The organism is Rhizobium grahamii CCGE 502 (assembly GCF_000298315.2).
Lineage (GTDB): Bacteria > Pseudomonadota > Alphaproteobacteria > Rhizobiales > Rhizobiaceae > Rhizobium > Rhizobium grahamii.
The window spans coordinates 17,269-44,120 of the sequence record NZ_AEYE02000002.1 but is presented as its reverse complement, the minus strand read 5'-3'; the positions used below and the strand labels follow the sequence as shown (position 1 = coordinate 44,120).

The window sequence follows — 26,852 nt, the reverse complement described above, 5'->3', positions numbered from 1 at the left end:
GAGCAATGCCGATGACCTATGACCCCGCCAGTGCAAATCCGCTTGCCAACAATCCGCTGAAGACGCGCGAGGACATGTCGCTCGCGCTGCGTGACCTCTTCGATCCGCTGCTTCCCTATTTTTCGGCAGGCAATGCCCGCGTCCGGCTTGATGGCGCGGCTGCGCATTTCGATCGCGCGGCAGCGGATCTCGAAGGCTTTGCGCGGCCGCTCTGGGGATTGGCTCCGCTGGGAGCAGGGGGCGGCGACTTTAAGGAGTGGCACCGTTTTGCCGAAGGCATCGCCAATGGCACAGACCCGAGACACCCCGAGTATTGGGGGACCGTCAACGGTCGCGATCAGCGCATGGTGGAGCTTGCGGCGCTCGGCTTTGCCTTGGCGCTGGTGCCGGAGAAGATCTGGGAACCGCTCGGCGGTCGGGCGCGCGACAATGTCGTCGCCTACCTCAAGCACGCCAGGCAGTTCGACTATGCCGACAACAACTGGAAATTCTTCCGCATCTTCGTCGACATCGCGCTCGACCGCGTTGGCGCCAATTTCGACCGTAGCCTGACCAGGCAATATCTCGAGGAGCTTGAAGGCTTTTATATCGGTGACGGCTGGTACCTCGACGGCAATGTCCGCCGCATCGACCACTATATTCCGTTCGCCATGCACTTCTATGGCCTGATCTATTCCAAGCTCGTTGATGACGACTACGCGAAGCGTTACCGCGAACGCGCCCTCCTCTTTGCAAACGACTTCAAGCATTGGTTCGGCGCGGATGGCGCGACGATTCCCTTTGGCCGCAGCCTGACTTACCGCTTTGCCTGCGCCGGTTTCTGGTCGGCGCTTGCCTTCGCCGATCTTGAAGCGCTGCCCTGGGGCGAGATCAAGAGCCTTTGCCTGCAGCACCTGCGCTGGTGGAAGGACAAGCCGATGACCAACCGCGACGGCATTTTGTCGATCGGCTTCGGCTACCCCAACCTACTGATGTCTGAAAATTATAATTCGGCTGGTTCGCCCTATTGGGCCTTCAAGGCGTTCTTGCCGCTTGCACTTGCCGAGGATCATCCCTTCTGGACGGCTGCGGAAACGCCGCCAGTTGAAACAGCGAGCGTGCTCCCCCAACGCCATCCGGGCATGGTACTGATGCGCAGCGACGGGGACGTCGTTGCGCTTTCCTCCGGTCAGGAAAACCTGCAGATGCGGTTCGGCACGGAGAAATACGCAAAGTTCGCCTATTCCAGCCGCTACGGTTTCAGCGTCGAATCCGACGAGCGCAACTTCGCCGGTGCGGCCTTCGATTCCGCCCTTGCCTTCAGCGATGACGGCCTCCACTACCGCGTTCGCGAGACCAACCGGGAAGCCAAGCTTGCAGGTGAGGTTCTTTACTCCAAGTGGTCGCCATTCCCAGATGTGGATGTCGAAACCTGGCTGGTGCCGGCAGCGCCTTGGCACGTCCGCGTCCACCGGATCAACACGCCCCGGCCGTTGCAGACGGCGGAGGGCGGCTTTGCGATCGCCCGCCGGGACTTCGAACTGGATATGCTCGCAGCTGAAGCGTCGAGCGCCTGCGCCATCGGCGAAGCGGATTTCAGCGGGATTCTCGATATCGGTTCGCAGGCCACGCGCGTAGGCCTGGCGCAAAAGGCACCACCGAATACCAACATGATCGTCGCCAAGACGCTTGTTCCGCAGCTGCGCGGTGAGATCCCGGTGGGACAGACCATCCTCATGACCGCCGTCCTTGCGGCCAACGACACGACTGCGGTCACGGGCGCCTGGAAGAACCCGCCGAAAGCACCTGATATTGGCGAACTTGAAGAGCTCGTGGCAAGCCAGGGCGTGACCGTCAGCGCCTTCAAGGCGCCGGGGCAGATGCCATGAAGCACCCGTCCGTCGCGCTTGCGATGCAGCCATCCCGAACAGAGTACGTCCTGAACGCCGAGGCCATGCACCGGCTGGCGGCGATCGGCCATGTTCTCGATCCCCTGCCACTTCAAAGCTTTAGCGACGATCGTGCTCGACGCGTTCTCGCCGAGACCGACATCCTCATCACCGGTTGGGGGGCGCCCTATGTCGGTCGCGAGGTTCTTGCGGCCGCACCACGGCTGCGGCTCGTCGCCCATGCGGCCGGAACCGTGAAGGGAATCGTCGACGAGCAGATCTTCGATGCCGGCATTGCCGTCACGCACGCCGCCGAAGCGAACTCGGTGCCGGTTGCGGAGTTTACGCTTGCGGCAATCATCTTCGCCGGCAAGCAAGTATTCCGCTTTCGCGACCTTTACGTCGCGGATCGCGACCGCGACCGGACGCACGCGATGCAGCGGCTGGCGATCGGCAATTATCGCCGCACGGTCGGCATCGTCGGCGCATCGCGCATCGGTCGACGGGTCATCGAGCTGTTGCGGCCATTCGAATACAATGTGCTGCTCTTCGACCCCACCGTCGATGTGGTCGAGGCGAAAAGCCTCGGAACCGAGAAGGTCGACCTGCCGACGTTGATGACACGATCCGATATCGTCTCCCTGCATGCGCCATCTCTTCCGTCGACGCGTCATATGATCGGAGCGGAGGAGCTGTCGCTGATGAAGGACGGCGCAACGCTGATCAACACGGCGCGCGGCGTCCTGATCGACGAAGCTGCGCTGCTCAAGACGCTCGCCAACGGGAAAATCGACGCCATCATCGACGTTACGGACCCTGAAATACCCGAGAGGGGGTCGGCTTTCTACGATCTGCCGAATGTCTTCCTCACGCCGCACATCGCCGGCGCAGTGGGGCTCGAGCGCGGGCGCCTCGGGGACATGGCAATCGATGAAATAGAGCGGTTCACCAATGGCGAACCGCTCCGCTACCAGATCCTACGTCGCGACCTGGCACTTATTGCTTAGCCGGCTTTCAGATTCGCCGATGCACCGGCGACGATCTCCGGCATCAGATCGGAGATCTTCACGACCTTGCCGGTGCGCGAACTGGTGAGCGCCGCAATGCCACACAGTACCGACATGGCGCCAGCACGGGTGCCAGCGCGCTGGCCAAGCTTGTCTTCCATCCCCTGCTTAAAGATCATGTTGCGCATGCGGTTGTCGCCGCCGTAGTGGCCGCCCGCCGAATGTGGCACGACGATGCGTTCGACGGCCGGCTTGTCTTTCGGGAAATTGCGGACAAGCAGGATAGTGTCCTCGTCAGGCGTTTCCCAGGGCTGCTTTTCGTATTGCCTGAGCTCGATGCGCCCATGCGTGCCGTTGAAGGCGATGTGGTGACCTTCGATCGGCTGGAAGGTATTCAGCGAATAGGAAACATGGACGTTGTTCTTGTAGCGGACGCTGACGACCATCGTGTCGGGGATATCGATATCCTCGCGATAAACGCAGCCGTCGCGGAAGTAGCCGTCGATCTTCGACGGATCCTCGTAGAGTGAATCGAGGAAAGGATCGGCTTCCAGGTCTAGGTAATAGTCACACTCGCCCGAGTGCGGACAGAGCTTGCAGCGTGGGCCGCGGAACGGCCCCTTCCGGCCGTAGTTCTGCAGGTCGGCGAAGGACGTGACGGCATCAGGGTCGCTGTCCAAGTACCAGTTCAGAAGATCGAAGTGGTGTGTCGCCTTGTGCACAAAGAGGCTGCCGGAGTTTTCCGTGTAGGCGTGCCAGCGACGGAAATAGTCGGCCCCGTGCTTCGTATCGAGGTACCAGTGGAAGTCGACCGAGGTGACGCGACCAATCTCGCCGGCATTCAGCAGTTCCTTGATCTTGGCCGCCGTCGGCGCGTAGCGGTAGTTGAACGACACGTCCACGCGCTTGCCGGTTCGTTTTTCCGCATCGAGGATACGGCGGATCTTGTCGACCGCCGTCGTCATCGGCTTTTCCGTAATGACGTCGATGCCGGCTTCCAAAGCACGAACGACGATGTCGTCATGTGTATAATCCGGCGTGCAGACGATGACGAGATCGACCTGCTGCTCGGCGAGCATCGCGTCGATGTTGTCGTAGATCGGCGCATTGCTGCCGATCATCGTGCGGGCTCGCTCGGCACGCAGCGAGTTGGTGTCGACGATCGCCACGAGATCCACATGCTCGCGCCAGCCGGCAAGCAATTCCTTGCCCCACATGGTGGTGCCGCGGTTTCCCGTTCCAATCAAGGCAAAGCGACGTTTCTCCATCGAATGATCCTCCTCATGCGTATGAAACGAACAGCGTCCTAATGCCTGGCCGACAAAAACCGCGCCCCCAATTCGCGGCTCACGGCAAGGCTGTAACTAAATAGTTACCTGACGGCAGAGATGGTTTCCTGTCAATAGCCGATCGCGAATTTCACGGATCAGGCCGAAATCGATGCCAGGGTCACGTGAACGATGTGGCGCTCCCAGGCGTCGATGTTGCCGGGTTCAACCAAGTCGCGACCGAAAATCGTCGACAGCGTATACTGGTTGGACAGGTAGAAATATCCGAGCGAAGCAATCGTCAGGTAAACGTTCAGCGGGTCAGCATTGGCGATGAAGACGCCAGCCTTCTTGCCGCGCTCCAGCACGTCGGCGAGTTCTCCGATCAAATGCGAATGCAGTTCCTTCAGCCGAACCGATTGGCGCAGCCAGCGGGCGCGATGAAGGTTCTCGGTTCCGAGCAGACTGAGGAATTCGGGGTGCTTCAGGAAATAGCGCCAGGTGAACAGGGCCAACTCGCCAATGCCCTCCTCAGGCGTGCGGTCACCGATATGGAGCTCGCGCTCGGCGGTGCGAATCCCGACATAGGCCTCCTCCAGCACCCTGAGATAGAGTTGCTCCTTGTCGCCGAAGTAGTGGTAGAGCATGCGCTTGTTTGTGCCGGCGCGCTCGGCGATGGCGTCAACGCGCGCCCCGCCCATGCCGTTCTCGGCAAATTCCTTGGTCGCAGCCTCAAGGATTGCAGCACGGGTCCGTTCCGGATCGCGCTGCAAGACACGTTCGGGCGATTGCCGCCTTACTCTCTTCTTTTCCCCATTTCTGCCGGCGCCTTCCATCGGCTCACCTTTCTAATTTCCCCATTGCGCTCATAATACGTTGAGAACAGATTGTAAAAACGAGAAGCGTGAGGAGCACCATCAACATCGGCGCTTGACAGCCTCAACGCTTGTCCATAGCTTGTAACCAATTAGTTATTTGTTGCAAGAGAAACCAGCAAGGAACGTGTGGAGGCGTTCCCCAAGGGAGGAGGAGAACAGATGACGTTCAGCATAAATAGACGCGGCTTCATGGCGGGAGGAGCTTCGCTCCTATCGCTTTCGGCGCTCGGTGCCCCTGCATTCGCAGAGGATGCCCGGCTTCGCCTTATCTGGTGGGGCTCGCAACCGCGCGCAGACCGCACCAACAAGGTCTCGGATCTCTACAAGTCGAAAAATCCGGGCGTTTCGATCACCGGCGAATTTCTCGGCTGGGGCGACTACTGGCCGCGCCTGGCAACGCAGGTTGCCGGCAAGAACGCACCCGACGTGATCCAGATGGATTATCGCTACATCGTCGAGTATGCCGGGCGCGGTGCGCTTGCACCGCTTGAATCCTATATGCCGGCCAAGCTCAATCTCGATGACTTCGACAAGGCACAGATCGAAGGCGGCAGCGTGAACGGACATCTTTATGGTGTCAGCCTCGGTGCCAACTCGGCTGCAACCGTGCTCAATACCACTGCCTTCCAGGAAGCAGGCATAGAACTGCCGACCCAAGCGACGACGTGGGAAGAATTCGGTAAGATGGCCGCTGAACTGACCAAGGCGGGCAAGCGCAAGGGCATGTTCGGCATGGCCGACGGCAGCGGTGCCGAACCCCTGTTCGAAAACTACCTTCGCCAGCGCGGCAAGGCCCTCTATACGGCGGACGGCAAGATTGCCTTCGGCGTCGAGGAAGCCTCCGAATGGTTCGACATGTGGAACAAGTTCCGCGAAAGCGGCGCCTGCGTCCCCGCCGACATTCAGGCGTTGGACAAGAACGATATCGAAACCAACACCGTCTCGCTCGGCAAGTCGGCCGCCGGCTACGCGCATTCGAATCAGTTCGTTGCCTATCAGCAGATGAACAAGGACAAGCTTGCGCTTACCAACTACATGCGGGTCGCCAAGGACTCCAAGGGTGGGCATTACCGCAAGCCGTCGATGTTCTTCTCGGTTTCGTCGCAGTCGAAGGTGCTTGACCAGGCGGTCGACTACGTCAACTTCTTCGTGAAGAATCCGGACGCTGCGACCTTGCTCGGCGTCGAGCGCGGCATTCCGGAGTCGGCTGCCATGCGCGACGTCGTCGCTGGCAAGCTCGACGATGTCGGAAAAATTCCGCTGGAATACGTCGCTGGACTTGGAGACCTGGCGGGCAAGCTACCGCCGCCGCCGCCCTCGGGCGCGGGCGAAGGCGAACTGACCTTGCGCAACATTGCCGAGCAGGTTGCCTTTGGCCAGGTGACGCCAGCCGATGGCGGCAAGCAGCTCGTGGATGAGATCACGCGTATTCTCGCGCGAGGTTGAAACCTATGACCAATGCGATGCGCACGACGGCTAGCGGAGCCGTAGCAGTGGAACATTACCACGGAGCAGTGGCAGACAGTCGTTTTCGGCGGCTGTGGAATGCCAATGCGCCGGGTTACCTGTTCCTATTGCCCTGGCTTCTGGGCTTTTTCGGGCTGACCCTCGGACCTGCTCTGATTTCGCTCTACCTGTCCTTCACCGACTTCGACATGTTGCAGTCGCCGGGCTGGGTGGGTGCTGCTAACTACGTGCGCATCGCGACGGCCGACCCGAAGTTCGCGTCGGCGATGTCGGTGACCCTGACCTATGTTGTGCTCTCGGTTCCGTTCAAACTCGCCTTCGCACTGCTGGTCGCGATGGCGCTTAACAAGGGTGTGCGCGGTCTGCCAGTCTACCGCGCCATCTTCTATCTGCCGTCGCTGCTCGGCGGCAGCGTGGCGATCGCCGTCCTCTGGCGGCAGCTCTTCGCCCGCGACGGCCTGGTCAACGCGGCGCTAGCCAATTTTGGGATCGAAGGTCCGAGTTGGATCTCACACCCCAGCTATTCGATCTATACGCTGGTGGCGCTCAGCGTCTGGCAGTTCGGCTCGCCAATGATCATCTTCCTTGCCGGTCTGCGGCAAATTCCGACCGATATGTATGAGGCCGCCAGCCTCGACGGCGCATCCAAGTTCCGGCAGTTCTACAAGATCACTCTGCCGCTCCTGACGCCTGTCATCTTCTTTAATGCCGTCGTTCAGACGATCGATGCGTTCAAGGCCTTCACGCCGGCCTTCATCATCTCGGGCGGCACAGGCGGGCCGATCAACTCGACGCTGTTCTACACGCTCTATCTCTATCAGGAGGCTTTCGGAAACTTCCGCATGGGCTACGCCTCGGCGCTCGCCTGGGTCCTCGTGCTGATCATCGCGGTCTTCACTGCCTTCTCCTTCCTGACCTCGCGTTACTGGGTGCACTACGATGACTAACGGGATCACCTCAGCCATTGCGGCACCGCCTTCCGACATCACCAAGCGCAGCCTTCCGGCATCGATCACGGTCCATACGCTACTGATCCTCGGCTCGCTGCTGATGCTCTATCCGCTGCTGTGGATGGTCTCCGCGTCGGTCCGGCCGGAAAACGAAATCTTCTCGTCGACCTCGCTCATTCCGTCGTCGATCGACTTCTCATCCTATCTTCGCGGTTGGGTCGGCCTCGACATCAGCTTCGGCCGGTTTTTCTGGAACTCGCTGGTCATTTCGGTATTGACCGTCATCGGCAATGTCGTTGCCTGTTCGCTGGCAGCCTACGCCTTTGCCCGCTTGCGTTTTGCCGGCCGGAACTTCTGGTTCGCGATCATGCTCGGCACGCTGATGATCCCATACCACGTGACGCTCATTCCGCAGTATGTGCTGTTTCTCAACCTCGGCTGGGTGAACACCATCCTGCCGCTGGTCGTGCCGAAGTTCCTGGCAAGCGATGCCTTCTTCATCTTCCTGATGGTGCAGTTCTTCCGCGGCATCCCGCGCGAACTCGATGAAGCGGCGATGATGGACGGGTGCAGTGCCTGGCGCATCTACTGGAAGATCATGCTGCCGCTATCACTGCCGGTGCTGGCGACTGCTGCGATCTTCTCCTTCATCTGGACCTGGGACGACTTCTTTGGGCCGCTGATCTACCTCAACGACATGAACACCTACACGATCCAGCTCGGCCTGCGCACCTTCGTCGACTCGACGAGTGCATCGGACTGGGGCGGCCTGTTCGCCATGTCCACGCTGACGCTGGTGCCGGTGTTCTTCTTCTTCCTGTTCTTCCAGCGATTGCTGATCGAAGGCATCGCCACGACAGGCATGAAGCGCTGATGCAGTTACGGATATAGGTCAATGACTATCAAGAATGTTGCGATCGTTGGCTGCGGCATCGGCCGTTCCCACATCGTCGAAGGCTACCTGCCGCATCCCGAGAAGTTCAAGGTGGTGGCGATCTGCGACCTGAACGAAGAGCGGTTGCGCGAGATCGGCGACGAATTCGATATCGCCAAGCGCACGACCTCGTTTGCCGACGTGCTGGCCGATCAGAGCGTCGACATCGTCGACATCTGCACGCCGCCCGGCATCCACCTCGAGCAGGTGGTGGCGGCGCTGGCAGCGGGCAAGCACGTCATCTGCGAGAAGCCGCTGACCGGCTCCCTATCAGGCGTCGACACGATCATGGAGGCCGAGAAGGCGGCCAAGGGAACGCTGATGCCGATCTTCCAGTATCGCTACGGCGACGGCATCGAGAAGGCGAAGCGGATCATCGGGGCCGGCATCGCGGGCAAGCCCTACATGGGCTCGGTCGAGACCTTCTGGCTGCGGACGCCCGAATATTACGCCGTGCCGTGGCGCGGCAAGTGGGCGACCGAACTCGGCGGCGTGCTGGTAACACACGCGCTGCACCTGCACGACATGCTGTTGCACCTGATGGGCCCGGTTTCGAAGGTCTTCGGTCGTGTCGCCACCCGGGTCAACGACATCGAGGTCGAGGACTGCGCCTCGGCAAGCCTTTTGATGCAAAACGGCGCCTTCGTGTCGCTCTCCTGCACGCTCGGTTCGCAGGAGCAGATCAGCCGCCTGCGGCTGCATTTCGAAAACGTCACCTTCGAGAGCAACCACGAGCCCTATTCGCCGGGCAAGGATCCGTGGAAGATCATCGCCGCCAATGACGAGATTCAGGCGCGCATCGACGCCGCGATTGGCGACTGGCAGCCGGTGGCACCGCGCTTCACCACGCAGATGGAGCACTTTCACGCCTATCTCAGCGGCAACGGGCCGCTGCCGGTAACGACGAAAGACGCGCGCCGCGCGCTGGAACTCGTGACCGCGATCTATCAATCGTCCGATACCGGCAGCGAAGTGATCCTGCCGATCGGATCGGACAGCCCGAAGTACGCCGACTGGCGTGCTCGCACGAAGTAACGGACCAGGGAGGATCCTGAGATCATGGCAACAAGCGTCGTTCTCCAGAAGGTCGAAAAGCGCTACGGCGCCCTTGATGTTATCCACGGCATCGACCTGAAGATCGATCCCGGCGAGTTCGCCGTCTTCGTAGGCCCTTCGGGTTGCGGCAAGTCCACGCTCTTGCGCATGATCGCAGGCCTCGAAGAGATCACCGGCGGTGCACTGCTGCTCGACAATGAGCGGATGAACGAAGTAGCGCCGGCCAAGCGCGGCATCGCGATGGTGTTCCAGTCCTATGCGCTCTACCCGCATATGTCTGTCTATAAGAACCTTGCGTTCGGGCTTGAGACCGCCGGCTACAAGAAGACCGAGATCCAGCCGAAGGTGAAGCGTGCCGCCGAAATCCTGCAGATCGAGAAGCTGTTGGAACGCAAGCCGAAAGCTCTCTCCGGTGGCCAGCGGCAGCGCGTGGCAATCGGCCGCGCGATCGTGCGCGAACCGCGCATCTTCCTCTTCGACGAGCCGCTCTCCAACCTCGACGCGGAACTGCGCGTGCAGATGCGCGTCGAGATTTCGCGGCTGCATCGTAGCCTCGGCAACACGATGATCTACGTCACCCACGACCAGGTGGAAGCCATGACCATGGCCGACAAGATCGTGGTGCTGAACTCCGGCCGCATCGAGCAGGTCGGTGCGCCGCTCGACCTCTACAACAACCCGGCCAACCGCTTCGTTGCAGGCTTTATCGGCAGCCCGAAGATGAACTTCCTGCAGGCCCGCGTCGAGCAGGTCGGTGAGGCCGAGACGACCATCAACGTCTGCGGCAACGCCGTTCGCCTGCCACGGCGGCTGAAGGCCGAAGCCGGCCAGACCATCACCTTCGGCATCCGTCCGGAACATCTTTCCGTACTCGAAAATAACGGCATCACGCTTGCGACTGTCAACATCGACCTCGTCGAGAATCTTGGCGGCGCCACCATGCTCTACGCGAAGACGCCGGACGCACAGCAGTTGACGATAGCGCTCGACGGACAGCAGAAGGTCGAACGCGGAACGAACGTGAAAGCGTCCTTCGACCCGACACGGTGTCACGTCTTCGATGCATCAGGCACCGCCATCTAGCCGCGCTTGACAGCTGATCCCGCTCTGGCCATGATTTCAATAGGATAGGCCGCGAAGGGGAAAAGCGTGACGCCTGAAGATCGGATTCATGCGCTCGGCATATGGCAGGGTCCGATCGAAATCGTGCCGATTACCGGCGGCATCACCAACCGGAACTATCTGGTGCGGGATCACGCCGTTCGACGGGTTGTCCGGCTGGGAGAAGATATCCCGGTCCACCACATCAACCGGCAGAACGAGCTTGCCGCCAGCCAGGCTGCGCACGCCGCGGGGCTTTCGCCAGCAGTCATTCATCACGCGCCGGGCGTGCTCGTCCTCGACTACATCGAGTCGAAGGCGCTCACGCCCGAGGACATTCGGCATCCTGAGATGTTGGAGCGGGTCATCCCGCTGGTGCGGGCCTGCCACCATGACATCGCCCGCGAGTTTCGCGGTGCGGCGGCGATCTTCTGGGTGTTCCATGTCATTCGCGACTACATCGCCAATCTGGAGGCCGCCAACAGTCGGTATCGCCAGCTTTTCCCAAACCTGCTTGCCAAGGCCGAATGGCTGGAGGCGGCAGGCGGCCCGTTCGAGATCGCCTTCGGCCACAACGACATGCTGGCCGCCAACTTCCTCGATGACGGCAAGCGGCTGTGGCTGATCGACTGGGACTATGCCGGTTTCAACACACCGCTTTTCGATCTGGGCGGCCTTGCCTCCAACAACGAGTTTTCCGAAGCGGCCGAGCGATCCATGCTCGAGGCCTATTATAGGGTACCGCTGACTGAGGATCTCTGGCGGCGCTACCAAGCCATGAAGTGCGCATCGTTGCTGCGCGAGACGCTATGGAGCATGGTGTCCGAAATCCACTCCACCATCGACTTCGACTATGCCGGCTATACGGCCGAGAATTTAGCGCGCTTCGAGCGCGCCTATGACGCTTTTGAACAGGATCGGTAATATGACGAAGGAATTGCCAAAGACCGCCAAAGCGGTCGTTATCGGCGGCGGGATCATCGGCTGCTCGACAGCCTACCATCTCGGCAAGCTCGGCTGGACGGACACGGTGCTGCTCGAGCGCAAGAAGCTGACCTCGGGCACGACCTTCCATGCAGCCGGCCTCGTCGGCCAATTGCGCACCAGCGCAAACATCACCCAGCTGCTCGGTTATTCCGTCGATCTCTACAAGAAGCTCGAAGCCGAGACGGGGCTTGGCACGGGCTGGAAGATGAATGGTGGTCTACGCCTTGCCTGCAACGAGGAGCGCTGGACTGAGGTCAAGCGACAAGCAACGACCGCCCAATCCTTCGGGCTCGACATGCAGCTGCTGACGCCGCAGGAGGCCTTCGACCTCTGGCCGCTGATGACGATAGACGACCTCGTCGGAGCCGCTTACCTGCCGACCGATGGCCAGGCCAATCCATCCGACATCACGCAGGCGCTGGCTAGAGGCGCCCGCATGTCAGGTGTTTCGATCTTCGAGGACACCGAGGTTATCAACCTCGAGATCGACAGGGGCAAGATTCGCGCCGTCATCACCGAGCACGGACGGATCGAGTGCGAACGTGTCGTCGTCTGCGCCGGTCAGTGGACGCGCGCCTTTGCCGCCCGGTTCGGCGTGAACGTGCCGCTGGTTTCCGTCGAGCACCAGTACATCATCACCGAGTCCTTCGGCGTTCCCTCGAACCTGCCGACGCTGCGCGACCCCGACCGACTGACCTACTACAAGGAAGAGGTCGGCGGCATCGTCATGGGTGGCTACGAGCCGAACCCGATCGCATGGGCAAAAGATGGCATTCCCGAGGGGTTCCACTACACGCTGCTCGACAGCAACTATGATCATTTCGAACAGATCATGGAGCAGGCGCTCGGCCGCGTTCCGGCGCTGGAGAATGTCGGCGTCAAGCAGCTGCTGAACGGGCCGGAGAGCTTCACGCCCGATGGCAACTTCATTCTCGGCGAAGCGCCTGAGCTGAAGAACTTTTTCGTCGGCGCCGGCTTCAACGCCTTCGGCATAGCCTCTGGCGGCGGCGCCGGCATGGCGCTCGCCGAATGGGTTGCCAAGGGCGAGCCGCCCTATGATCTCTGGCCGGTCGATATCCGCCGCTTCGGCCGGCCGCATTTCGATACGGACTGGGTACGTACCCGGACGCTGGAAGCCTACGGCAAGCACTACACGCTGGCCTTCCCCTTCGAAGAGTATTCCAACGGGCGACCGTGCCGCAAATCGCCGCTCTACGACCGCCTGAAAGCACAGGGCGCCTGCTTCGGCGAAAAGCTCGGATGGGAGCGGCCGAACTGGTTTGCCGATCTCTTCGCCAACGAAGAGCCGAAGGATATCTACACCTACAACAGGCAGAATTGGTTCGAGGCCGTCGGCCGCGAGCATAAGGCGGTGCGTGAAGCCGCCGTGATCTTCGACCAGACGTCTTTCGCCAAGTTCGTCTTGAAGGGGCGCGATGCCGAGGCGGCGCTGTCGTGGATTGCGTCGAACGATGTGGAAAAGCCGGTTGGCTCGCTCGTCTACACGCAGATGCTGAACGACAAGGGCGGGATCGAATCCGATCTCACCTGTGCTCGCGTGGCAGATGACGAATATTACATCGTGACCGGCACCGGCTTCGCGACGCATGACTTCGATTGGATCGCACGCAATATTCCTGACGGGATGCACGCGGAGCTCGTCGACGTCACCTCCGCCTACTCCGTTCTGTCGCTGATGGGGCCGAATGCGCGTGCCGTGCTCGAGAAGGTGACGAACAGCGATGTTTCCAACGCCGCATTCCCGTTTGGTCGCATCAAGACGATCGGCATCGCCGGCTGCCCGGTTCGGGCGCTGCGCATCACCTATGTCGGGGAACTCGGCTACGAGCTGCATGTGCCTGTCGAATACGCAACGACTGTCTACGACGCATTGATGGCGGCGGGTGCTCCGCTCCAACTCAGCAATGCCGGCTATCGCGCCATAGAAAGCTGCCGCCTTGAGAAGGGTTATCGCGCCTGGGGTTCGGATATCGGCCCGGATCACACACCCATCGAAGCCGGGCTCGGCTGGGCGGTGAAGACGAGGAAGAACACGCCGTTCCGGGGCCGCGAGGCGATCGAGCGACAGCTTGCCTCCGGCGTCAAGAAGATGCTGGCCTGCTTCGTGCCAGATGATCCCGACGTCGTGCTGCTTGGCCGCGAAACGATCTACCGCGACGGCAAGCGCGTCGGCTGGCTCTCCAGCGGCGGCTTCGGCTACACGGTCGGTAAGCCTATTGGCTACGGCTATGTGCGCAATGCGGGAGGTGTGAGCGAGGACTTCGTTCTGTCAGGCAGCTACGAACTCGACGTGGCGCGCGAGCGCGTGCCCTGCCGGGTTTCGCTGAAACCGTTGTACGATCCGGAGATGGTACGCGTTAAGGGATAAGCCCCGAGGCCAATGGGGACCGTCATTCCTGTGTTTGTCACAGGAATGACGGTGGGGATGGGCACGGCGTCAAAAGCTAGCCACGATTGGAATGCGAGGCATCAATCGCGTGCCTGGAAAAATAGCCTGCGACGATCACATCTGTCGCAGGCCCTTCCTCAGATCAGCGGCAGCTTGTTGTCCTGGATCAGGATCTCCAGCTTGTTCGCTACATCCTCGGTCCAGCCGATATCGCCGGTCAGCGCCGCCGGGAAAAGGCCCGGCAACCCGAACAAAGCTTTCGACACGGCGCCGCCATTGCGCGGTACGTCGGCCAGCAGAGCGGCAATTTCCGCGGCGCGGGGATCGCGCAATTCGTAGCGTTCGCCCTTCCTGTCGACGCCAAGGGCGTAGCGCATCCAAGCGGCCACGGCGATCGCATAGGTTTCCGCCTTGCTCCCATTCTCCAAGGCCTCGGTCGCGGGCTCTAGGAGACGCTGCGGCAGTTTCTGCGTGCCGTCCATGGCGATCTGATAGGTGCGGTGGGCAATCGCCTTGTTTGCAAAGCGTGCGATCAACTCGTCGGCATAGGCCTCGAGATCGATGCCGGGAACGGGATCGAGCGTGGCGGCTGCCGCATTCATGTGACGACGCGCCAGAGCAGCCAGACCGCTATCATCCATGACGTCGCGGATAAATTCATAGCCACCTATATAGCCGAGATAAGCGAGCAGCGAATGCGCGCCGTTGAGCATCCGCAGCTTCATCTTTTCGTAAGCCGAGACTTCCTCGACCATCAGCGCGCCGGTAACCTTTTCCCATTCCGGGCGGCCATTGGCGAAGTGATCCTCGATGACCCATTGCGTGAAGGGTTCGGTCTCGATCGCCGCCAGATCCTGCCTCCCTGTCAGGCTTTCGGCATCGCGATAAGTGGCATCGGTGCTTGCCGGCGTGATGCGATCGACCATGGTCGATGGGAAGGGTACGTTCACCTCGATCCACTGGCGAAGCTCCGCATCGATGCGACCGGCAAACTCGAGCACGAGCCGTTTCAATACCGCGCCGTTGTTCGGCAGGTTATCGCAGCTAAGCGGTGTGAACGGCGCGATACCCTTGGCGCGGCGGCGCGCAAGACCTGCGACGAGATAGCCGATGACGCCGCGTGGTGCATGGCGGTTGGCAAGATCGGCCGCAATGTCGGGATGCTTCAGGTCGAGTCCACCCGTCGCGGAGTCAAAACCGTAAGCTTTCTCTGTGACGGTCAGGCTGACAATGCGGATGGCCGGATCTTCGAGTCTTGCAAGCAGATCGCCGGGATTGCGGGTCGCTACATGGGCGCGCAGGATCGGGCCGATGACATGCGCGGTCGTGCCCGAAGTATCACGCACGAGCATCGTATAGAGCCCGTTCTGTTCGTTCAGGTGATCAGCGACGTCGGCCGTGCGCAGGCTCGCGACCTCGATGCCCCAATCGCCGCCGGCGATGGCAATCGCGGCATCGGTGAACGGCGCGAAATGGGCGCGAAAGAACGCGCCCGGGCCGAGATGCAGGATGCCCGGCTTCAACGCCGTGCGATCATAGGCCGGAAGCTTGGCGGTCGGCGCCAGGCCGGAAAGGCTCGTCAGACGTTCGGTCACAGCTTGTATGCCTTCTTCGCGTTTCCGTAGGAGAGTTCACCGGCGACGATCTCGGCTTCCTTGCGAGTCATGCGGTGTTCCGTCACGAACTGCGCGAGGAAGCGGCAGACCTCGCGGCGCCAGACATCATGGCGGGCCGGGATCGACAGAAGCGCGCGCGTATCGTCGTTGAAGCCTGCCAGATTGGCGAAGCCTGCCGTCTCCACCACCTGATCGAGATAGCGACGAATGCCGTTCGGGCTGTCGTGGAACCACCAGGGTGGCCCGATCATCAGGCAAGGCCAATGGCCGGCCATCGGCGCCAGCTCGCGCGCATAGGTCGTCTCGTCGAGGGTGAACAGGAGCACGCGCAATCCCGGTGCATGGCCGTACTTTGATAGCATGGCCGAGAGGCCGCCGACCCAATCGGTCGGCGTCGGGATGTCCGCGCCCATATTCGGACCACGGGTCTGGAACAGTTCACGGTCGGTATTGCGGCGCGAGCCCGCGTGAATCTGCATCGTCATGCCGTCCTCGGCCGAAAGGCCGGCCATTTCGGTCAGCATCTGGCCCCGGAAGAGCTCCGGCTCATCGTCACTCAGCGTGCCCTTGTGCGCCTTGTCGAGCAGGCGCTGTTTGTCGGCAAGCGGCAGGTCCGCCGTAAATGCCGTCGGGACGCCGTGGTCGGTGGCGGTCGCTCCATACTGGCGGAAATAGGCACGGCGCTTGCGATGGGCATCGATCAGCCCATCCCACTTCGTCACGTCGCAATCGGTGAGTTCGCCGAGCCGGACGAGGTTTTCGCGGAAGCCGACGGCGTCCGGGTCGGTGACGCTATCCGGGCGATAGGTGGTGCGGACGCGGCCGATCCAGCCGTCTTTCGTCATCGTCTGGTGGTGCACCAGAGGATCGAGCGCGCCTTCGGTCGTGGCGATCGTCTCGATGCCGAAACGCTTGTGCAGGGCACGCGGGCGGAATTCCGGCAGCGCAAGCTGAGCATTGATATGATCATAGAGCGCATCCGCATTTCCAGGCGTCAGCGGCTCCTCGCAACCGAGCACGGCCGACATCGCATGGTCGACCCACAGGCTCGACGGCGTGCCGCGGAAGAGATGGTACTGCGCGGCAAACGCGCGCCAGATGTCGCGACCCTTGGCGACCGGCTTGCCGTCCAGGCGCGGAACGCCGAGATCATCGAGCTTGACGCCAACGCTGTGCAACATGCGGAACAGATAATGATCCGGAATGACCAGCAGCGACGACGCATCCTCGAACGGCTTGTCGTCGGCAAACCACGACGGCTCCGTATGCCCGTGGGGGCTTACGATCGGGAGTGCGCGAACTGTCTCGTAGAGATCGCGCGCGACCGTTCGGGTTGCCGGATCGGCTGGAAAGAGCCGGTCCGGATGAAGAAAGCCGTTTCCAACATCCATAAGAATTCCTCCCTGAGGGCTAACGGCCTATCCCACAAGTCGGAACGCGGCAAGGGCTTTTAGTAACCAAACGGTTCACTTTTGCAAATCGCCCTGCCCGCCCCTCGAAATGATTGACCGCACGAACTATTTCCGCTTTTCAGATGCGGACGAAATTGGCCGCTTGCGGCAAGGAGGTTCCATGTCCGACGAGACAAGCCGCGTGACGAAACTCGAGGAAATCGTTGCCCACCAGGCGAAGACGATCGAAGAGCTGTCCGACCAGCTGGCCGAGCAATGGAAGGTCGTGGAGCAGACGCGCGCCAAGCTCGACAGGCTGATGGAGCGGTTCCTGTCGCTCGAGGAGCAATCGCTGGAAGCCCCGGCCATTACCCGGCCGCCGCATTATTGATCCGCCCCCGGCCTTGTTTTCGGCGGACGGAATACCTATTAAAAGGGCGTGAGGACGACCTCCCCCTCCATGGGCATCAACTCGGGACGACCCGAACATTCCCAATGGGGGTAATCATGCGGAAAACCGCAGACCGTATCCGTCACGCCATCAGCTTCGAACTTATCGGACTGGCACTCGTCACGCCGCTCGGTGCACTTGCCTTCGGCATGCCGATGGCCGATATCGGCGTCATCGGTGTTGCCGGTGCGACACTGGCGACGCTTTGGAACTACATCTACAATCTCGGCTTTGACCACCTGATGCAGCGCCTGACCGGCGGCACGCGAAAGAGCGTCGCCATCCGCGTGCTGCATGCCGTCATGTTCGAGGTGGGACTGCTTCTGGCGCTACTGCCGATGATCGCCTGGTACCTCGGCATCAGCGTCGTTCAGGCGCTGATGATGGACGTGTCCTTCGCGCTTTTTTACATGGTCTACGCTTTCGTCTTCAATTGGGCTTACGACCGTGTCTTCCCGCTGCCGGATTGGCAGCCGGTCGCCCAGCAATCATAAAACCGCTCTATCGACGAAACGAAAACGGGACCGCCTTTGCCGGCGATCCCGTTGATTTTCAAGTCGTGACCGATCCGGTGATCAGACATTGCCCATGCAGAGATATTTCATCTCGAGATAGTCATCGGCACCATGACGCGAGCCTTCCCGACCGCGGCCGGATTGCTTGATGCCGCCGAAGGGCGCCGTTTCCGTCGACATCAGGCCGGTGTTGATACCAACCATGCCGTACTCAAGCGCCTCGGCAACGCGCCAGACCTTCTTGAGGTCGCCGGCGAAGAAATAGGCGGCGAGACCGAATTCGGTGTCGTTGGCCTGTGCGATCACATCCTCGACTGTATCGAAGCGGAAGAGCGGGGCGACAGGACCGAAGGTCTCTTCGCGCGCGACCTTCATTTCGCGGGTGACACCTGTCAGCACGGTCGGCGTGAAGAAGGTGCCGACACCTTCGACGCGCTTGCCGCCCGTGACGATCCTAGCGCCCTTCGACACCGCGTCCGCGACATGACTTTCGACCTTTGCCAGTCCCTGCTCATCGATCAGCGGGCCAATGGTCACGCCGGCCTTGAAGCCGTCGCCGACGGACATTTCTTCCACCTTTGCTGCGAGCTTGGCGGCAAAGGCATCGTAGACGCCCGACTGCACGTAGAGACGATTGGCGCAGACGCAGGTCTGGCCGGCATTGCGGTACTTCGAGGCCAGCGCGCCTTCGACTGCGGCATCGAGATCAGCGTCGTCGAAGACGATGAAGGGCGCATTGCCGCCAAGTTCGAGGCTGACCTTCTTGATCTGGTCGGCGCACTGGCGCATCAGGATACGACCAACCTCGGTCGAGCCGGTGAAGCTGATCTTGCGCACCTTGGCGTTGCCGCAGAGTTCCTTGCCGATCGCCGGGCCATCTTCACCGACAATGACATTGAAGACGCCGGCCGGAATGCCTGCCTGCTCGGCGAGGACAGCCAGCGCCAAGGCCGACAGTGGCGTCTGTTCGGCCGGCTTGGAAACGACGGTGCAGCCGACGGCGAGCGCCGGAGCGATCTTGCGGGTGATCATCGCGGCCGGGAAATTCCAGGGCGTGATGGTGCCGACGACGCCGACCGGCTGCTTGATGACGATCATCCGTTTGTCGTTCGACGGCGCGGGGATCGTCTCGCCGTAGATACGCTTGGCTTCTTCCGCATACCATTCGACATAGGCAGCGGCGTATAGAATTTCGCCGCGGGCCTCCGCAAAGGGCTTTCCCATTTCGGCCGTCAGGATCGCCGCCAGCTCATCGGCATGGGCGACCATCAGGTCGAACCACTTGCGCAGGATCCCGGCGCGCTCCTTGGCGGGACGCGCGGCCCAGGCCGGCTGCGCGGCATGGGCGGCATCGATCGCATCGCGTGTTTCGGCAGCGCCCATATCCGGCAGCGAGGCGAGAACCTCGCCGGTTGCCGGATTGAGGACGTCGAAGGTCTTCGTCGCGCCACCCGCCGTCCAGACGCCGTTGATGTAGCCGGCGTCGCGCAGGAAAGGCGAGGAGAAGGAGACGTGTTTTGTCAGTGCAGTCGTGAATGCCATGTCATGTAACTCCGGGCAAAGGGGCTATCGCCTCACTTGCCGCTTGCTTCGAGGATCGAGGCTTCCAGAATGTCGAGCGCTTCGCCGAAGACATTGTCCTGAATGGTGATCGGGGCGAGGAAACGGATGACGTTTCCGTGGACGCCGCAGGTCAGAAGGATCAGGCCCTTTTCGAGCGCGATCAGGCGCACCTTGTTGGCGAATTCGGCGCTCGGCAATTTTGTCGTCTTGTCGTTGAACTCGACGGCATTCATGAAGCCCGGGCCGCGGATGTCGACGATTTCGGGCGCCTTCTCGCGAAGCGATTCGAGGCGCTGCTTGAGCCGGCTGCCAAGCTGGTTGGCGCGGTCGCAGAGACCTTCATCCTTGATGACGTCAAGAACCGCATGAGCGGCGGCGATGCCAAGCGGGTTGCCGCCGTAAGTGCCGCCAAGACCGCCCGGTCCCGGCGCGTCCATGATCTCGGCGCGACCGGTGACCGCTGCGAGCGGGAAGCCGCCAGCTAGGCTCTTTGCCATGGTCATCAGATCAGGGGCGACCTCATGGTGATCCATTGCGAACAGCTTGCCTGTGCGCGCAAAACCGGTCTGGACTTCATCGGCGATCAGCAGGATGCCGTGCTGGTCGCACAGTTCGCGCAGAGCCTTCATGAAGGAGACCGGCACCGAGTAGAAACCACCCTCGCCCTGGACCGGCTCGATGATGATGGCGGCGACACGTTGCGGATCGACATCGGCGGCAAACAGCTTCTTCAGCGCGGCCAGCGACTGATCCGGGGTGACGCCATGAAGCTCGACCGGGAATGGAACGTGGAACACATCGCCCGGCATCGCACCGAAGCCGACCTTGTAGGGCACGACCTTGCCTGTCAGCGCCATGCCCATGAAGGTACGGCCATGGAAGCCGCCGCCGAAAGCGATGACGGCGGAGCGGCCGGTCGCAGCGCGAGCGATCTTCACGGCATTCTCAACGGCTTCGGCACCTGTCGTGACGAAGATCGTCTTCTTCTCGAAATTACCAGGCGTCAGCGCATTAAGGCGCTCGGCGAGGTGCACGTAGTTCTCGTAGGGAACGACCTGGTGGCAGGTATGGGTGAAGTGATCGAGCTGCTCCTTGACGGCAGCGATCACGCGCGGGTGACGATGACCGGTGTTGAGAACAGCGATACCAGCCGCGAAGTCGATATAGCGGCGACCTTCCTTGTCCCAGATCTCGGCATTCTCTGCACGGTCGGCATAGATCTGCGTGGTCATGCCAACGCCACGGGAAATGGCGGCATTCTTCCGGTCTGTGAGAGTGGTCGCGGTCATCGGTGTGTTCCTGCGCTCTGGAATGTTGGGAAACGATCTTGCATAACTTCTGCAAGACATGTAAAAAATTCCTACATTTTTCCTGCAAGAAATCAAGCGGCATTTTGCGCTTCAAACCGACGTCGTTTTCGGCGATGGTCGCGCAAGAAAAGAAGAGCCGGAGACGGCCTAAAGAACGAAACGAACCGGGAATAATTGGCTTATGAGCAACGGGACGTCGGTGCGCTACAAGGTAGCGGAGGCGGCAAAATCAGCGGGCGTTTCCGCATCCACCCTGCGCCTTTGGGAAAGCCAGGGACTTGTCGTTCCCGATCGGTCGGAGACCGGGCACAGGCAATACAGCACCGAAGACGTCGCGCGGATAAAAAAAATAGCCTGGTATCGAACTGAACGCGGGCTCAACCCGGCCGCCATCCGCGAAGCGCTGGAAAGCGAAGAGCCGTCGGAAAGCTCCGATTCGGCGGACACGTCTGATCTTGGGCGGCGGCTACGGAGCCTGCGGCATGGCGCGGGAAAGACATTGGATCAGGTCGCTGGCGACGTCGGCATTACTGCATCGACGCTGTCGACCCTCGAGCGCACATCGCAGGGCGTGAGCTTCAAAACGCTACACGACCTTGCCGAATACTACGGCACCACAGTTTCCCGTCTCTCCGGCGAGGAACGAGACGACGTGCCCGAGGTGGTGCGCGCGGGCGCCTGGCACACGTGGCCCGAAACGACACCTGGCGTCACGGTTCAGCTTCTCGCCGAGGGCCGTACGATGATGGATTGCCACCGTTTCGTGCTCGCGCCTGGCGCGGCAAGTGAAGGCGCCTATCGGCACGAAGGCGAGGAGTTTATGCACGTGCTCTCGGGGCGGCTGGAACTGGTGCTCGATTCCGATCAGTTCTTCGATCTCGGACCCGGCGACTCGCTCTATTTCGAGAGCCGCCGCTACCATTCCTGGCGGAACCGTCACGACGGCGAAACCATTCTTATATGGATCAACACGCCGCCGACATTCTAAGCCTTGGCGGTATCGTCCGCGATGGCTTTGCGCTATAGCGCCAGAAGTGACAGTTTGAGTGAGAGACGAGATCGATGGCAGCCACCATACGTTACCATGAGGGTGATATCTCTGCCGCGGATGCCGCGCGCTACACCGGAGCTATCGCGATCGATACCGAAACTCTCGGCCTCGTGCCACGCCGCGATAGGCTATGCCTTGTACAACTCTCGCCGGGCGACGGTTCGGCTGACGTAATCCGCATCGCTGCCGGCCAGAAGGACGCACCGAACCTGGTTGCGATGCTGGCGGATCCTTCCCGCCAAAAGATCTTCCACTACGGCCGCTTCGACATCGCCGTTCTGTTCCATACATTCGGCGTGACTACGCAGCCGGTGTTTTGCACGAAGATCGCCTCGCGCCTCAGCCGCACCTATACCGACCGGCATGGTCTGAAGGACAATCTCAAGGAAATGCTTGAGGTCGATATTTCCAAGGCACAGCAGTCTTCCGACTGGGCCGCCGCGACCCTGTCGCAGGCGCAGTTGGAATATGCCGCCTCCGACGTGCTCTACCTGCATGCCCTGCGTGACAAGCTGACCGAGCGACTTGTGCGTGATGGCCGCAGGGATCACGCCAAAGCCTGCTTCGAATTCCTCCCTACCCGCGCCAAGCTTGATCTGCTCGGCTGGGAAGAAGCCGACATCTTCGCGCATAGCTGAGATATTTCTGGCTTTTTTGACAGATAGGACCGGCGCTGCCCAGCAACGCACCGATCATTAGCGATTCGTTAACCGCCGCGTCGTTAAATTCTTTACCAATTTTTATGCATTCGACGGCGCGATGGAGCGCCACGTCGCGCAGGTAGGACTGCCGGGGAATGCGACGGGCCGGATGAGCGCGGCCTTCTTGTAACCTGCTTTCACCGCACTTTACGAAAGAAGGAGCATGACATGTTGACTCCGGTTCGTTCAGCGTCAAATACGAGTTTATCCTCCCAAGGCCAGACGGCCGCCGTGAGCAGCGACGTCCTGGTGCGCGCTTCGAGCCCTGTTGCGCCGGTCCACCAGATTCAGAGCGCGGATCTCAATTCTTCTGTTGCTGGCAAACTCAACATCCTCCTGCTGGCCGTGCGTGCCCGCATGGTCGATGCCCTCCTTGATGTGCTGAATGCGACCAGCGAGGCGGTTTCAATCCCGCGGGAGGAAGATGAAACCGATCTGGCCTTTGCCTCCCGCTTGGCGGCCGCGATTCAAAAGTTGCCACCCGCAAAAATCGAACAGGTAGAGCGTCAGCTTGCAATGCAAGGCCATGCAGTCCCGCTTCGGTTGCTCGCCGAGGCACTGCGGAACCCCGCCGGACCGGAAGCCGCCCGCATCGCCACCTATCTCGAAACCATTCGTTACAAGGATCGCGATCTGGCTGCCCGCGCCGTCGTTCGCTCCTATGGCCAGAACGATGCCTCGCCGCTGCGCCAGGAGCAGCGAGGCGAAATCAGCATCCATCGGGATAACCTCGCCGGAATGGCGCACGCTCCGGTTACAACAAAGCAGGAGCCAGAGGCTCCCCGACCGCAGACGGTGCTCGTTGCCGCCGCCTACCTCGATGCAGACAGCGAGCCGGTTCAACTCATTGAACGTTCCTCGGACGAGCCGATCACCAAACCGGCGGTCGAGGCGGTCGTCGAAGAAGCGCTCCCCGAGCTCGGTGAAGTCTCAGAAGAAAGCGTGGCATCAGGGAAGAAGGTCGGGCCGGCGCAGGAAGCCGCACAGGCAGGCATGCACGGTGCCGTATCCAAAGGCGATCCCATCATTCCGAAGAGTTGGGCGGCGATACCCGCTTCCCTCTCGGACGATACGACTAAGCTGATCGTGACAATCATTCAGGACCAGGAAGCCGAAGCTCTGCTCGATAACGCCGATCCTGATCCTGCAGTCGAAATCGACATCGTCCTCGATGAGGCGATCCTGACCGATCTGCCGGAAGAGTTGACTGCGCTGCCTGATCGCGCGCCGTCCCTGCCGACAGGCATGGCACGCCAATCGCCGCTTGTCGCCGAGCAGCCGGCAAGCGAAGCAGCTGCCGCGACCGCGAAAAAACATCCTGCTCCGGAAATCTCGCCCCCCTTGATCGTACAACAGGCCATCGACGAAACCTATGCGCCGGTGTTGATGAAAATCGTCGAAGGCGTGCCTTACGCGATGCAACCCTACGATTTCTCAAAGGACGAGGCCGACGACAGCGGCGCCCGCGAGATGCATCGCCAGGATCACAATGGCGGCGAGTCGTCGGAGGAGGAGGATGCGGAGAAGCAAGGCGAGCCGTCGAACGAGGAGCCGACGGGTGTTGTGATCGACGACGAAGCCACCGCAGCCTTGGCCGCACGAGAAAGCGCGATCAAAGCCGGGACACCGCCGCACCGGCCCGCACCACCGCTGCCGATGGCTGCTGCAAACGCTGACGACGCCTATATGCTTTACCGGCGCAAGGTCGACTGGGAATAGCGCGCACACTTGCGCGGGGAGCACAAATACAAAGAACCCGCCGGATCGCTCCGGCGGGTTCTTTTATTCTTCAAGCCTGAGGCTGACGATTATTCGCCGCCGCGGTTCTTCAAAGCCGCGCCGAGGATGTCGCCGAGCGAAGCGCCGCTGTCGGACGAACCGAACTGAGCAACAGCTTCCTTCTCTTCTGCGATTTCCAGAGCCTTGATGGACAGCATGATCTTGCGGTCCTTCTTGGAGAAGTTGGTGACGCGGGCGTCAACAACCTGGCCAACCGAGAAGCGTTCCGGACGCTGCTCATCGCGGTCGCGCGAGAGGTCTGCACGGCGGATGAACGAGGTGATGTCTTCGTGGTCGACGAGCTTCACTTCGATGCCGCCGTCGTTGACTGCGATCACCTCGCAGGAAACGACTGCATTCTTGCGCAGGCCGCCGGAAGCTGCTGCTTCACCGACAGCATCCTTGCCAAGCTGCTTGATGCCGAGCGAGATGCGCTCCTTTTCGACGTCAACATCGAGCACGACAGCCTTAACGACGTCACCCTTGTTGAACTCTTCGATGACCTGTTCGCCCGGACGGTTCCAGTCGAGGTCGGAGAGGTGCACCATGCCGTCAACATCGCCGTCGAGGCCGATGAACAGGCCGAATTCGGTCTTGTTCTTGACTTCGCCTTCGACTTCAGTGCCGGCCGGATGGTTGCGAGCGAATGCCGCCCACGGATTTTCCAGGGTCTGCTTGAGGCCGAGCGAAATACGACGCTTGGACGGATCGACTTCGAGAACGACGACTTCGACTTCCTGGCTCGTGGACAGGATCTTGCCGGGGTGTACGTTCTTCTTGGTCCAGGACATTTCCGAGATGTGGATCAGGCCTTCGATGCCCGGCTCCAGCTCGACGAACGCACCGTAGTCGGTGATGTTCGTGACGGTACCGGAGATCTTCTTGCCTTCCGGATACTTGGCCTGGATGCCATCCCACGGATCCGACTCGAGCTGCTTCATGCCGAGCGAGATGCGGTGGGTTTCCTGGTTGATGCGGATGATCTGAACCTTGACCTGCTGGCCAATGGACAGGATTTCCGACGGATGGTTCACACGGCGCCATGCCATGTCGGTGACGTGCAGCAGGCCGTCGATGCCGCCGAGGTCAACGAACGCACCGTAATCGGTGATGTTCTTGACGACGCCGTCAACAACCTGGCCTTCTTCGAGGTTCTGAACGATTTCAGAACGCTGCTCGGCACGGGATTCTTCCAGAACCGTACGACGCGATACGACGATGTTGCCGCGACGCTTGTCCATCTTGAGGATTTCGAAGGGCTGCGGGTTGTGCATCAGCGGGGTAACGTCGCGGATCGGACGGATGTCGACCTGTGAACGCGGCAGGAAGGCAATCGCGCCGTCGAGGTCAACCGTGAAGCCGCCCTTGACCTGGTTGAAGATAACGCCTTCAACGCGCTCACCAGCTTCGAACTTGGCTTCGAGCTTGACCCAGCTCTCTTCGCGGCGAGCCTTTTCGCGCGACAGAACAGCTTCGCCGAGAGCGTTTTCGATGCGCTCAACGTAAACTTCGACTTCGTCGCCGACCTTGAGCGTGCCGTCCTTGGCCTTGGCGCCGAATTCCTTGAGCAGAATGCGACCTTCGACCTTGAGGCCGACGTCGACAACGGCGGAGTCCTTCTCGATTGCCGTTACGATGCCCTTGGTGACGTAGCCTTCGGCCAGGTCGTGCTTGGCAAAGGACTCTTCCAGAAGGGCCGCGAAATCTTCGCGAGAGGGAGTAGCTACTGACATGAAATCTCCTGCATATCCGAATCCGGATATGTATGCGCCGGTTGGTTCGTGTTGAACGGGCCTGAACCCAGTCCGCTTCCTCATCGGGAAGCAATCCGGCGCTTGGACGGAATTTCAGGCTTAGTCTTCAAAAGCGACCCAGGCATGGCCCGGGTAAATCGCTCGAATTCAGGTATTTCGGCTCAAAGCTGCATCGATGATCGATTTCGCAGCTTGAAACGCGGCCTCTATACTCATTTCCGACGTATCAAGCAAGTGCGCGTCTTCGGCTGGTTTCAGAGGGCTATCAGCCCGTCCCATGTCGCGTTCGTCGCGGCGCTTGACGTCGTCGAAAATGGCATCGAAATCGGCAATTCCTCCCTTGCCCTTTATTTCGTCGTAGCGGCGCTTGGCCCGAACTTCGGGACTTGCCGTCACATAGAGCTTCACCGGCGCTGCCGGGCAGACGACGGTGCCGATATCACGACCGTCGAGCACCGTACCTGGCGTCTTTTCCGAAAACCGCCGCTGCGCCTCCACCAGGGCACGCCGCACCGAAGGCATGATCGCGATCTTCGAGGCGGCCTCGCCGACCTCATGTTTCGAGAGTATATCGCGATCGAGACCGGCCAGTTCAACCTCGCGGGCGATCTTTTCTGCCACCGCCTCGTCGTCGAGTGTGAGACCGGCATCGAGCAGGGCCTTTGCCGTCGCGCGGTAGGTCAGTCCCGTGTCGAGATGATGAAACCCGTAGGTCTCCGCGATTTTGCGCGAGAGTGTCCCCTTGCCGGCGGCGGCTGGTCCATCGATGGCGATCGTAAACTGTTTGATGGTCAT

22 protein-coding genes are annotated in these 26,852 nt (G+C 60.9%); 14 read left to right on the top strand and 8 right to left on the bottom strand.

From position 1 onward, the window contains the following. The first annotated feature begins 11 nt into the window (after positions 1–11). The gene (locus RGCCGE502_RS00810; protein ID WP_016552261.1) at positions 12–1,868 is read left to right on the top strand and encodes a DUF2264 domain-containing protein; all 1,857 of its coding nucleotides are present in this window, start codon (positions 12–14) and stop codon (positions 1,866–1,868) included. Next, positions 1,865–2,875 carry a hydroxyacid dehydrogenase gene (locus RGCCGE502_RS00805; RefSeq protein ID WP_016552260.1) on the top strand — a complete coding sequence of 337 codons (1,011 nt, stop codon included), beginning with the start codon at positions 1,865–1,867 and terminating at the stop codon, positions 2,873–2,875. The genes RGCCGE502_RS00810 and RGCCGE502_RS00805 overlap by 4 nt, the downstream gene beginning before the upstream one ends. Here the strand turns inward: RGCCGE502_RS00805 and RGCCGE502_RS00800 are convergent. Both RGCCGE502_RS00800 and RGCCGE502_RS00795 read right to left on the bottom strand, forming a co-directional pair. After that, positions 2,872–4,143 carry a Gfo/Idh/MocA family protein gene (locus RGCCGE502_RS00800; RefSeq protein WP_016552259.1) on the bottom strand — a complete coding sequence of 424 codons (1,272 nt, stop codon included), beginning with the start codon at positions 4,141–4,143 and terminating at the stop codon, positions 2,872–2,874. The two genes, RGCCGE502_RS00805 and RGCCGE502_RS00800, sit on opposite strands and share 4 nt — an antisense overlap. Before the next feature lie 158 nt (positions 4,144–4,301). Further along, positions 4,302–4,979: a TetR/AcrR family transcriptional regulator gene (locus RGCCGE502_RS00795; RefSeq protein ID WP_016552258.1), complete on the bottom strand. Its 678-nt coding sequence runs from the start codon at positions 4,977–4,979 to the stop codon at positions 4,302–4,304. A gap of 201 nt (positions 4,980–5,180) precedes the next feature. On the opposite strand from RGCCGE502_RS00795, the gene RGCCGE502_RS00790 reads away from it, so the two are divergent. From RGCCGE502_RS00790 to RGCCGE502_RS00760, 7 genes are all read left to right on the top strand, one after another. Beyond that, positions 5,181–6,467, top strand: a complete 1,287-nt coding sequence (locus RGCCGE502_RS00790; RefSeq protein WP_016552257.1) for an ABC transporter substrate-binding protein — start codon at positions 5,181–5,183, stop codon at positions 6,465–6,467. A 5-nt stretch (positions 6,468–6,472) separates the two neighbouring features. Beyond that, positions 6,473–7,435 carry a carbohydrate ABC transporter permease gene (locus RGCCGE502_RS00785; protein WP_016552256.1) on the top strand — a complete coding sequence of 321 codons (963 nt, stop codon included), beginning with the start codon at positions 6,473–6,475 and terminating at the stop codon, positions 7,433–7,435. Next, positions 7,428–8,312 carry a carbohydrate ABC transporter permease gene (locus RGCCGE502_RS00780; RefSeq protein ID WP_016552255.1) on the top strand — a complete coding sequence of 295 codons (885 nt, stop codon included), beginning with the start codon at positions 7,428–7,430 and terminating at the stop codon, positions 8,310–8,312. The genes RGCCGE502_RS00785 and RGCCGE502_RS00780 overlap by 8 nt, the downstream gene beginning before the upstream one ends. 21 nt (positions 8,313–8,333) lie before the next feature. Next, positions 8,334–9,407, top strand: a complete 1,074-nt coding sequence (locus RGCCGE502_RS00775; RefSeq protein ID WP_016552254.1) for a Gfo/Idh/MocA family protein — start codon at positions 8,334–8,336, stop codon at positions 9,405–9,407. A gap of 24 nt (positions 9,408–9,431) precedes the next feature. Continuing rightward, on the top strand, positions 9,432–10,511 hold the full coding sequence (locus tag RGCCGE502_RS00770; protein WP_016552253.1) for an ABC transporter ATP-binding protein: 1,080 nt from the start codon (positions 9,432–9,434) through the stop codon (positions 10,509–10,511). A gap of 66 nt (positions 10,512–10,577) precedes the next feature. After that, on the top strand, positions 10,578–11,453 hold the full coding sequence (locus RGCCGE502_RS00765; protein ID WP_016552252.1) for a choline/ethanolamine kinase family protein: 876 nt from the start codon (positions 10,578–10,580) through the stop codon (positions 11,451–11,453). A gap of 1 nt (position 11,454) precedes the next feature. After that, positions 11,455–13,905 carry a GcvT family protein gene (locus tag RGCCGE502_RS00760; protein WP_016552251.1) on the top strand — a complete coding sequence of 817 codons (2,451 nt, stop codon included), beginning with the start codon at positions 11,455–11,457 and terminating at the stop codon, positions 13,903–13,905. A gap of 158 nt (positions 13,906–14,063) precedes the next feature. Here the strand turns inward: RGCCGE502_RS00760 and RGCCGE502_RS00755 are convergent, their stop codons facing one another. Further along, positions 14,064–15,521, bottom strand: coding sequence for a mannitol dehydrogenase family protein (locus tag RGCCGE502_RS00755; RefSeq protein WP_016552250.1), 1,458 nt, complete (start codon positions 15,519–15,521; stop codon positions 14,064–14,066). Continuing rightward, on the bottom strand, positions 15,518–16,933 hold the full coding sequence (gene uxaC, locus RGCCGE502_RS00750; protein WP_016552249.1) for a glucuronate isomerase: 1,416 nt from the start codon (positions 16,931–16,933) through the stop codon (positions 15,518–15,520). The genes RGCCGE502_RS00755 and uxaC overlap by 4 nt, the downstream gene beginning before the upstream one ends. Before the next feature lie 181 nt (positions 16,934–17,114). On the opposite strand from uxaC, the gene RGCCGE502_RS00745 reads away from it, so the two are divergent. Continuing rightward, on the top strand, positions 17,115–17,324 hold the full coding sequence (locus tag RGCCGE502_RS00745) for a SlyX family protein (protein WP_016552248.1): 210 nt from the start codon (positions 17,115–17,117) through the stop codon (positions 17,322–17,324). 116 nt (positions 17,325–17,440) lie between these two features. Next, on the top strand, positions 17,441–17,878 hold the full coding sequence (locus tag RGCCGE502_RS00740) for a PACE efflux transporter (RefSeq protein WP_016552247.1): 438 nt from the start codon (positions 17,441–17,443) through the stop codon (positions 17,876–17,878). Positions 17,879–17,959: 81 nt separating this feature from the next. Here the strand turns inward: RGCCGE502_RS00740 and RGCCGE502_RS00735 are convergent, their stop codons facing one another. Both RGCCGE502_RS00735 and RGCCGE502_RS00730 read right to left on the bottom strand, forming a co-directional pair. After that, positions 17,960–19,441 (bottom strand): NAD-dependent succinate-semialdehyde dehydrogenase, encoded by a 1,482-nt coding sequence (locus tag RGCCGE502_RS00735; RefSeq protein ID WP_016552246.1) that lies wholly within the window; start codon positions 19,439–19,441, stop codon positions 17,960–17,962. Positions 19,442–19,473: 32 nt separating this feature from the next. Continuing rightward, positions 19,474–20,751, bottom strand: a complete 1,278-nt coding sequence (locus RGCCGE502_RS00730) for a 4-aminobutyrate--2-oxoglutarate transaminase (protein WP_016552245.1) — start codon at positions 20,749–20,751, stop codon at positions 19,474–19,476. A 202-nt stretch (positions 20,752–20,953) separates the two neighbouring features. Between RGCCGE502_RS00730 and RGCCGE502_RS00725 the strand changes: the two genes are divergently transcribed. From RGCCGE502_RS00725 to RGCCGE502_RS00715, 3 genes are all read left to right on the top strand, one after another. Then, on the top strand, positions 20,954–21,760 hold the full coding sequence (locus RGCCGE502_RS00725; protein WP_016552244.1) for a MerR family transcriptional regulator: 807 nt from the start codon (positions 20,954–20,956) through the stop codon (positions 21,758–21,760). Between the two features lie 74 nt (positions 21,761–21,834). Beyond that, positions 21,835–22,461: a ribonuclease D gene (locus tag RGCCGE502_RS00720; RefSeq protein WP_016552243.1), complete on the top strand. Its 627-nt coding sequence runs from the start codon at positions 21,835–21,837 to the stop codon at positions 22,459–22,461. 294 nt (positions 22,462–22,755) lie between these two features. After that, a complete protein-coding gene (locus RGCCGE502_RS00715) occupies positions 22,756–24,243 on the top strand; it encodes a hypothetical protein (protein ID WP_244441664.1) in 1,488 nt (495 codons plus the stop codon). Between the two features lie 89 nt (positions 24,244–24,332). Here the strand turns inward: RGCCGE502_RS00715 and rpsA are convergent, their stop codons facing one another. Both rpsA and cmk read right to left on the bottom strand, forming a co-directional pair. Beyond that, positions 24,333–26,036, bottom strand: coding sequence for a 30S ribosomal protein S1 (gene rpsA / locus RGCCGE502_RS00710; RefSeq protein WP_016552241.1), 1,704 nt, complete (start codon positions 26,034–26,036; stop codon positions 24,333–24,335). Between the two features lie 168 nt (positions 26,037–26,204). After that, positions 26,205–26,852, bottom strand: a complete 648-nt coding sequence (gene cmk, locus RGCCGE502_RS00705; protein ID WP_040673857.1) for a (d)CMP kinase — start codon at positions 26,850–26,852, stop codon at positions 26,205–26,207.

Coding starts and splice junctions, on each gene's coding strand:
- RGCCGE502_RS00810 (WP_016552261.1), top strand. CDS start 12: ATGACCTATGACCCCGCCAGTGCAAATCCGCTTGCCAACAATCCGCTG.
- RGCCGE502_RS00805 (WP_016552260.1), top strand. CDS start 1,865: ATGAAGCACCCGTCCGTCGCGCTTGCGATGCAGCCATCCCGAACAGAG.
- RGCCGE502_RS00800 (WP_016552259.1), bottom strand. CDS start 4,143: ATGGAGAAACGTCGCTTTGCCTTGATTGGAACGGGAAACCGCGGCACC.
- RGCCGE502_RS00795 (WP_016552258.1), bottom strand. CDS start 4,979: ATGGAAGGCGCCGGCAGAAATGGGGAAAAGAAGAGAGTAAGGCGGCAA.
- RGCCGE502_RS00790 (WP_016552257.1), top strand. CDS start 5,181: ATGACGTTCAGCATAAATAGACGCGGCTTCATGGCGGGAGGAGCTTCG.
- RGCCGE502_RS00785 (WP_016552256.1), top strand. CDS start 6,473: ATGACCAATGCGATGCGCACGACGGCTAGCGGAGCCGTAGCAGTGGAA.
- RGCCGE502_RS00780 (WP_016552255.1), top strand. CDS start 7,428: ATGACTAACGGGATCACCTCAGCCATTGCGGCACCGCCTTCCGACATC.
- RGCCGE502_RS00775 (WP_016552254.1), top strand. CDS start 8,334: ATGACTATCAAGAATGTTGCGATCGTTGGCTGCGGCATCGGCCGTTCC.
- RGCCGE502_RS00770 (WP_016552253.1), top strand. CDS start 9,432: ATGGCAACAAGCGTCGTTCTCCAGAAGGTCGAAAAGCGCTACGGCGCC.
- RGCCGE502_RS00760 (WP_016552251.1), top strand. CDS start 11,455: ATGACGAAGGAATTGCCAAAGACCGCCAAAGCGGTCGTTATCGGCGGC.
- uxaC (WP_016552249.1), bottom strand. CDS start 16,933: ATGGATGTTGGAAACGGCTTTCTTCATCCGGACCGGCTCTTTCCAGCC.
- RGCCGE502_RS00745 (WP_016552248.1), top strand. CDS start 17,115: ATGTCCGACGAGACAAGCCGCGTGACGAAACTCGAGGAAATCGTTGCC.
- RGCCGE502_RS00740 (WP_016552247.1), top strand. CDS start 17,441: ATGCGGAAAACCGCAGACCGTATCCGTCACGCCATCAGCTTCGAACTT.
- RGCCGE502_RS00735 (WP_016552246.1), bottom strand. CDS start 19,441: ATGGCATTCACGACTGCACTGACAAAACACGTCTCCTTCTCCTCGCCT.
- RGCCGE502_RS00730 (WP_016552245.1), bottom strand. CDS start 20,751: ATGACCGCGACCACTCTCACAGACCGGAAGAATGCCGCCATTTCCCGT.
- RGCCGE502_RS00725 (WP_016552244.1), top strand. CDS start 20,954: ATGAGCAACGGGACGTCGGTGCGCTACAAGGTAGCGGAGGCGGCAAAA.
- RGCCGE502_RS00720 (WP_016552243.1), top strand. CDS start 21,835: ATGGCAGCCACCATACGTTACCATGAGGGTGATATCTCTGCCGCGGAT.
- rpsA (WP_016552241.1), bottom strand. CDS start 26,036: ATGTCAGTAGCTACTCCCTCTCGCGAAGATTTCGCGGCCCTTCTGGAA.
- cmk (WP_040673857.1), bottom strand. CDS start 26,852: ATGACCATCAAACAGTTTACGATCGCCATCGATGGACCAGCCGCCGCC.